This is a genomic window from Gardnerella vaginalis (assembly GCF_001546485.1).
Classification (GTDB): Bacteria; Actinomycetota; Actinomycetes; order Actinomycetales; family Bifidobacteriaceae; genus Bifidobacterium; species Bifidobacterium vaginale_D.
The window spans coordinates 1-7,016 of the sequence record NZ_KQ956875.1 but is presented as its reverse complement, the minus strand read 5'-3'; the positions used below and the strand labels follow the sequence as shown (position 1 = coordinate 7,016).

Genomic DNA, 7,016 nt, shown 5'->3' with positions numbered 1-7,016 from the left:
CCAAACGCGAGAGAATCATCTCGCATTTGGAGAGTTTGAGGTTGCGCAGCACTCCAAACACGCGCTCAGGGTTGAAAACACGGTGTGCTTAACGCTCGCGCAGCACTTTGACCGAGCTTGAAATCAACAGGATTTCAAGCTCCTTCAAAGCGTGATTTGGCTCAAATGTGAAGCACGGTGTGCTTCACATGCCAAATCAGCCGAACGGCTATCAATAGCCGTGAGGAACAAGCGCTCAAGCAGGTCGGAGCGCTAGTTCTTAAAGCTGTGCACTGGAGCCGGAATCCGCCCACCGCGCGTCACAAACGCTTCACAACTGGTTTGGTTTACTGGAATAATCGGCGCGTATCCCATCAATCCGCCGAAATTCGCCATCTCACCCACACCCTTGCCGATCACTGGAATAACGCGCACAGCAGTAGTCTTTTGATTAATCATGCCAATCGCAGATTCATCAGCAATCATACCGGAAATCGTTGCCGCGGAAGTATCTCCTGGAATAGCAATCATATCGAGGCCAACCGAGCATACGCACGTCATTGCTTCAAGCTTTTCAATCGTCAGGCAACCCGACTTCGCTGCGGCAATCATATTCGCATCTTCCGAAACAGGTATAAACGCTCCAGAAAGACCGCCAACATAGCTGCTCGCCATAATGCCGCCCTTCTTCACCTGATCGTTCAGCATTGCGAGCGCCGCAGTCGTGCCAGGAGCACCAACCTGCTCCAAGCCAATCTTCTCAAGCACTTCGCCAACGGAATCTCCAACTGCAGGAGTTGGAGCAAGCGACAAATCAATAATTCCAAACGGCACACCAAGTCTGCGAGAAGCCTCTTGCGCAACCAATTGCCCAACTCGCGTAATCTTAAATGCTGTGCGCTTAATTGTTTCGCACAGGAACGCAAAATCTTTGCCGCGAGCCGCATCTAGTGCGCGCGAAACAACGCCTGGCCCAGAAACGCCAACGTTAATCACAGCATCGCCTTCAGTTACGCCATGGAATCCGCCTGCCATAAAAGGATTGTCGTCTGGAGCATTGCAAAAAGCCACAAATTTAACGCAGCCGTAAGAATCTTTGCTAGCCGTAGCTTCGGCGATTTGCTTAATTGTGCGACCTAAAAGCTCCACGCAATCCATATCTATACCGGTTCGTGTGGAACCAACGTTTACCGACGAGCACACAATTTCTGTTTCACTTAAGGCTTGCGGAAGTGACTCAATAAGCATGCGGTCGGCTGCGGTCATCGATTTTGCAGGAAGCGCGGAATATCCGCCGATTAAATCAACGCCAACTTTGTGCGCTGCACTATCGAGAGCGCGCGCAATTTCAACAAAATCTTCAGGTTTTTTACAGGCGGATGCACCAACAAGCGAAATCGGCGTAACTGTAATGCGCTTATTCACAATCGGAATGCCGTAGTCGCGCGAAATGTTGTTGCCTGTTTTTACTAAATCTTTAGCAAGACGCGTAATTTTTGCTTCAACATTGCGGCACACGTCCTGCAAGTTTTCGCTAGCGCAATCGAGCAGGTTGATTCCCATGGTGATTGTGCGAACATCGAGCTGTTCTTGCTCAATCATCGAATTAGTTTCGCTTACTTCCATCAGGTTGAGCATGGCGTACTTCCTTACGTTTCCTTAGATTGCTACGATATTGCTACGATATTGCTAGGAATTTTAGATTCTGTGCATTGCAGTAAAAATATTGCTACGCTGGCAGCGAATACGCACGCCAATTTCAGTACCGAGTGTTTCTAATCCTGCAGCAAACTCACCGAACTCGCAATCCACAGTTGACACGTCAACAATCATCATCATATTGAAAAAGCCATCAACAATAGTCTGAGAAATATTCAAAATATTGACGTTATGCTCGGCAGCATGCGAAGTAACTTTTGCAATAATACCAACGGTATCGCAGCCAACAACGGTAATAATCGCTTTAGAAGCATCGGATTGCAGTACTTCTTGCGATTCATCATGCTCTGCAACTGTAGTATTGGCGACCATATTTGCCTCCTGCTGTTACGAACCGCAGTATGCGGATTTATTTTATTGTATATTTTATGCGTAAATTTTATTTGCGCACTCAGCTTTATTCGCGCACTCAGCTTTATTTGTAAAGCTTAACTTTATTCGTAAGGCTTATTCTTATTTATAAAATTACGCGTAAATATTATGCTGCTTCATATCTTCCGGAAGTGCATTGCGCAGTGACACAAGCGAACCAGACCGGAATACGGAACGAATACCAGCAGCAAGAAGAGGCGCAATCGAAAGAACTGTCATATTACTAAGTCGCTTTTCTTCTGGCACAGGAACGGTATCCGTCACAATGATTTCGCGCACACCCGCATCTTTCAAACGCTCAACAGCAGGACCGGAAAGCAAAGCATGCGTTGCAACCAACGTCACAGACTTAGCGCCTGCCTCACGCAAAGTGCGCACAGCTTCACAAATGGTGCCAGCAGTATCGATCATATCGTCAACAACAATGCAGTCGCGACCTTGAATTTCACCAATAATTCCGTGAGCTTCAGCGTGATTTGGACGCGTAATATCGCGCGTTTTGTGAATAAAAGCAAGAGGCAAATTGCCAAGTTTTGCAGCCCACTGTTCAGAAACTTTAATTCGCCCTGCATCAGGAGAAACAATGGTTGCGTTGTCGAGCTTCATAGAATTACGCACATAATCAATAAGCACAGGCATAGCAGTTAAATGGTCAACCGGGCCGTCAAAGAAGCCCTGCTCCTGAGTTGCGTGCATGTCAACTGTCAAAATGCGTGTAGCACCTGCAGCACGGAATAAATCAAACATGAGACGCGCAGTAATAGGCTCACGACCCTGATGCTTTTTATCTTGGCGCGAATAGCCAAAGAACGGAGCAACTACGTTAATACTACGAGCAGATGCGCGGCGCAAAGAATCAACCATAAGCAGCTGTTCCATAATCCAATTATTAATAGGATTCGTGTGCGCTTGAAGCACAAACACATCTGCACCACGAACTGGCTGCGTAAAACGCACATACATTTCGCCATTCGCAAAATCGTAGGCAGTAGTCTCAAGCACATCAATACCAAGATAGCTCGCAGTTTCTGTAGCAAGTTCCGGATATGCTCGACCGGTAACCAACATCATCTGCTTTTTTGGATTGCCTTCAAGAATTGTTGACATAATTGCCTTCCCGTTTGCAAACGTGCATATACAGTGACAGAGTCGATTTCCATTTTAGCAGTTGCCGCGCCGGAAGAGACACAGCGAGTGATTCAGGCGCAGCAAAGCGTGTACTAGCGCGTAGTAACGCGTATTATTTTGCAGATTTGCTTAGTAAATCTTCCTAGAATATTGCCTAGCAGATTTGCCTTGCAGATTTGCCTAAAATATCACTTAGCAAAATATGCGCGAACTTCGTCAGCAGTACCATAGGAAGCTTGCGCACCAAAGCGAGTTGCAGCGTAAGCAGAAACGTAAGAAGCAAGAGCTGCAGCGTCCGGCAGCGACATCGAAGCAGCCAAACCAGCCAAAACTGTGCCCATAAAAGCATCACCGCAACCAGTAGTATCTACAGCGTGAACTCGCTGTGCTGCAATACGGCACACCGGATCTTCCTCAGCATACTGCAAAACAACAGAACCATCGCCGCCCAAAGTCACAACAGCCTCATCAAAACCAAAGTTGTGCATCACTTCAGCAGCATGCTTCCAATCAAAACCATCCCAATTGCCATCTTCTGGCTCGTCAATATGAAGCAGTTGCGCCATTTCATGCTCATTTACCAACAAAATGTCGGCAGCATCAATCAACTCTTTCGGCAATGTATCAACAAAAGGAGAATTATTCAATAAAACTTTTACACCAGCAGCATGGGCAATTTTCGCAGCAGCCGTAACTGTTTCCATCGGGCTTTCTAAGCAAAGCCCAAGCACACACGCGCTCGTCAAAGCGCTTTTAACAGATTCAATATAAGGAACCGTAACGTGCGCATTGGAACCAGGCGCGTAAACAATCGTATTTTCGCCGCCTTGAGCATCAACCGTAATAACTGTGGCACCGCTTGGAACGTTGTCAACATGCAGAATTTGTGTAGTGTCAACACCAGCATTACTCAAAGAATGAAGCAAGAAGTCGGCGTTTTGATCGCTGCCAACAGCACCAAACATGCGTACATGCGCGCCAATTTTAGCGGCAGAAACAGCCTGATTTCCAGACTTTCCTCCCGGAAGAACCTTAAGCTCGCTTCCATTAACCGTTTCGCCCGGCTTCGGGAGACGATCGGCAACAATCGTGTAGTCGGCATTCATTGAGCCAACAACTGCAATCGCAGACTTAGCACAATCGGCAGTCTTCACATTTTCTAATACATCCAGCGAGTTTAAAGTATCATGGTAACGCATTAAAATTCCTTTCTTTGTTTGGTTTTTATTTTATAACCTAAGTCAGTCAGCACGCTTGCACAACAAAATCATCATAATGAAAATAAGCCCGAAGCCCACGAAATCTGCCCACGAAAAAACAGCTCCCGTAAACAGCACTGCTGTGATCGCAGCAGTAACCGGTTCACTCGCTCCAAGAAGCGTACCTCGCACAGAACCTACGCGCATAATACCTTCAAGAAACAGCCAGTAAGCTCCAAAAGTGCCAGCAACAACCGTAAAGGTGAACAGTGCAAGCGCCCGCCAATCAAGCTGCGGCATCGTTGCCCACGGACGCACAAACGGCAGCATAATCAGACCTGAAATAATAAACGTAATGCCGTTTACTGTAAGATTTCCCCATTTTGCAATCAGCTTCACCGGCATAATTGCGAGCGCCGCCGTTGAAGCCGCATCCGCCAATCCCCAAAGCAAGCCCATAATCGGCAATGATAGCGAAGAAAGATTGCCGCCGGTTGCCATTAAAGCAGTTCCTGCGAAAGCTAGCACAACGCCAATCGTTTCGCGCATAGTCGGCACGCGACGCGTATGCAAGCACGCATAAACCAGCACGAATAGAAGATTAAGGCTTTGAAGCACAGTTGCAGTGCCGGAATTAGTCCAATCAATAGTGCACAAGTACGAAACTTGCGTAAGAAGCACGCAAACCACGCCAGTTACTGCCATTGAAACCCACGTACGCCCAGATTTCATTGCTCCAGTAAGCTTACGCGGGGTGCAAGCTGCTGCAGTGATGCTAAACAATATGCCTGCCGCGATTTGACGCACGCACGCAATTTGCAGCGGAGTTACGTGATATGTTGACATCAGGATTTTCGACACGGTTGCGTTTGCGCCCCAAAATGCGCCGCCTAAAAGAGTGAGCAGAATGCCAATAAGTATGGCGTTCGTTGAGTGGTTAAACGCTGGATTAGGGCGATCCGGAGTGCTCGCTATTGCCTGTGCGGCAGATTTAGAGGCGTCGAAAGTTTGAGAGCCAGTTTGTTGCTCCGCGCGAGATTCCGCGCGAGATTCCGCGTTAATAGACGCATTCTCAGCAGACGCATTCTCAGCAGACACATTCTCAGCAGACACATTCTCAGACGTAGGTAAATCTACAGCACGCCCATCACTACCCAACGTAAGCTTAACCATTACCAGATTCACCTCGCATCCCCAAAACAAGCAAACATGCAGCAATTATTGCACGCTGACTCAACTAATGCTCATACAAGCAAAACCAACTACTATGAATATAAGTAAAATCAACAGCAAAATGTACTGCTTAAATATTTTTCATGCAATCAATAACAACCAATCACAACCAATAAAGAAAATATGGTAAACGCATAAATACATGCACATGCAACAAATACATATATACAATGAATATATGAGTACGGAACGCAATGCATTTACGCCTTTTCACATACTGGTAACAGGCGGTGCAGGGTTTATTGGATCGAATTTTGTGCATTACATAGCGAAATATCATCCGGAAGTTGCAATTACAGTGCTGGATTCACTTACATATGCCGGTAATATTGCGAATTTGTATGGATTGCCACAAAATTTTGCGAATAATCAGTACGCTTTTATTCACGGAGATATTCGCGACACAAATTTAGTTAATCAACTACTCAATCCCCGTACTCAGCACACAACTGCTGCAGGAATATCAATGCCAGCAATCGACGCAATTGTGCATTTTGCTGCTGAATCACACAACGACAACGCAATCGAGTATTCGGATCCATTTTTAAGTACCAATATTTTAGGTACGCAGGTTCTTCTTGATGCTGCACGAAAATACAATATTCGCTTCCATCATGTGAGTACTGATGAAGTGTTCGGAGATTTGCCATTAGATAGTCCATTGAGTTGTAATGAAGAAAGCCCGTACCGACCTTCAAGCCCATATGCAGCATCCAAAGCCGCAAGCGATCACCTTGTGCGCGCTTGGAGTAGGACTTACGGTTTGCGCGCAACTATTTCTTGCAGTGGCAATAATTACGGTCCGCGTCAACATATTGAGAAGTTTATTCCGCGGCAAATTACCAATATTATGTGCAATATGCCGGCAAAGTTATATGGCAATGGCGATTCGGTGCGCGATTGGATACAGGTTGAAGATCATTGCGATGCAATTTGGCGCATTTTAACGCGTGGAACAATCTGTGAAACATATCTTGTCGGAGCGCAGTGCGAGATGAGCAATCGCGACGTATTGCGGATGTTGCTACCTATAATGGGCGTTTCGGAAACGAATGTAGTGCACGTACAGCCGCGACCAGGAGAAGATCGCAAGTACTCGCTCAATAGCACGAAAATTCGTACGCAGCTTGAATGGGAGCCGCAACATACTCATTTTCAACAGGGTTTGCAAGAAACTATTGCGTGGTACGCGTCTCACGCTGATTTGTGGAAGCCTATTAAAGCGCAAGTTGAACAGCATTATGCAGCGTTGGGACATTAAGCGTTACGCACGCGCGAGCGTTACACTCCACCCAAATCCACAAACTCGGGATAAAGTGCGAGCAAATGTGGACTTACACACGACCCAAGTCCAGGGTTATAGGCCAAAAAGTGTGTAAGAAATCA

At 46.6% G+C, this 7,016-nt stretch carries 6 protein-coding genes; 1 reads left to right on the top strand and 5 read right to left on the bottom strand.

Annotation, left to right across the window (positions count from 1 at the left end):
* Window positions 1-252: 252 nt before the first annotated feature.
* From HMPREF3208_RS05985 to HMPREF3208_RS05965, 5 genes are all read right to left on the bottom strand, one after another.
* On the bottom strand, window positions 253-1,617 hold the full coding sequence (locus tag HMPREF3208_RS05985) for a PFL family protein (protein ID WP_064347747.1): 1,365 nt from the start codon (window positions 1,615-1,617) through the stop codon (window positions 253-255).
* Window positions 1,618-1,677: 60 nt separating this feature from the next.
* The gene (locus HMPREF3208_RS05980) at window positions 1,678-2,010 is read right to left on the bottom strand and encodes an ACT domain-containing protein (RefSeq protein ID WP_016637398.1); all 333 of its coding nucleotides are present in this window, start codon (window positions 2,008-2,010) and stop codon (window positions 1,678-1,680) included.
* Between the two features lie 153 nt (window positions 2,011-2,163).
* A complete protein-coding gene (locus HMPREF3208_RS05975) occupies window positions 2,164-3,177 on the bottom strand; it encodes a ribose-phosphate diphosphokinase (RefSeq protein ID WP_064347746.1) in 1,014 nt (337 codons plus the stop codon).
* A 209-nt stretch (window positions 3,178-3,386) separates the two neighbouring features.
* Window positions 3,387-4,397, bottom strand: coding sequence for a ribokinase (locus HMPREF3208_RS05970; RefSeq protein ID WP_064347744.1), 1,011 nt, complete (start codon window positions 4,395-4,397; stop codon window positions 3,387-3,389).
* A 42-nt stretch (window positions 4,398-4,439) separates the two neighbouring features.
* Entirely contained in the window at window positions 4,440-5,570 is a 1,131-nt protein-coding gene (locus tag HMPREF3208_RS05965) for a DMT family transporter (protein WP_230953112.1), read from the bottom strand.
* A 238-nt stretch (window positions 5,571-5,808) separates the two neighbouring features.
* Here HMPREF3208_RS05965 and rfbB point away from each other — a divergent pair, with 238 nt between their 5' ends.
* On the top strand, window positions 5,809-6,891 hold the full coding sequence (gene rfbB / locus HMPREF3208_RS05960) for a dTDP-glucose 4,6-dehydratase (protein ID WP_064347742.1): 1,083 nt from the start codon (window positions 5,809-5,811) through the stop codon (window positions 6,889-6,891).
* Window positions 6,892-7,016: the final 125 nt, after the last annotated feature.

Coding starts and splice junctions, on each gene's coding strand:
- HMPREF3208_RS05965 (WP_230953112.1), bottom strand. CDS start 5,570: ATGGTTAAGCTTACGTTGGGTAGTGATGGGCGTGCTGTAGATTTACCT.
- HMPREF3208_RS05975 (WP_064347746.1), bottom strand. CDS start 3,177: ATGTCAACAATTCTTGAAGGCAATCCAAAAAAGCAGATGATGTTGGTT.
- rfbB (WP_064347742.1), top strand. CDS start 5,809: ATGAGTACGGAACGCAATGCATTTACGCCTTTTCACATACTGGTAACA.
- HMPREF3208_RS05970 (WP_064347744.1), bottom strand. CDS start 4,397: ATGCGTTACCATGATACTTTAAACTCGCTGGATGTATTAGAAAATGTG.
- HMPREF3208_RS05985 (WP_064347747.1), bottom strand. CDS start 1,617: ATGCTCAACCTGATGGAAGTAAGCGAAACTAATTCGATGATTGAGCAA.
- HMPREF3208_RS05980 (WP_016637398.1), bottom strand. CDS start 2,010: ATGGTCGCCAATACTACAGTTGCAGAGCATGATGAATCGCAAGAAGTA.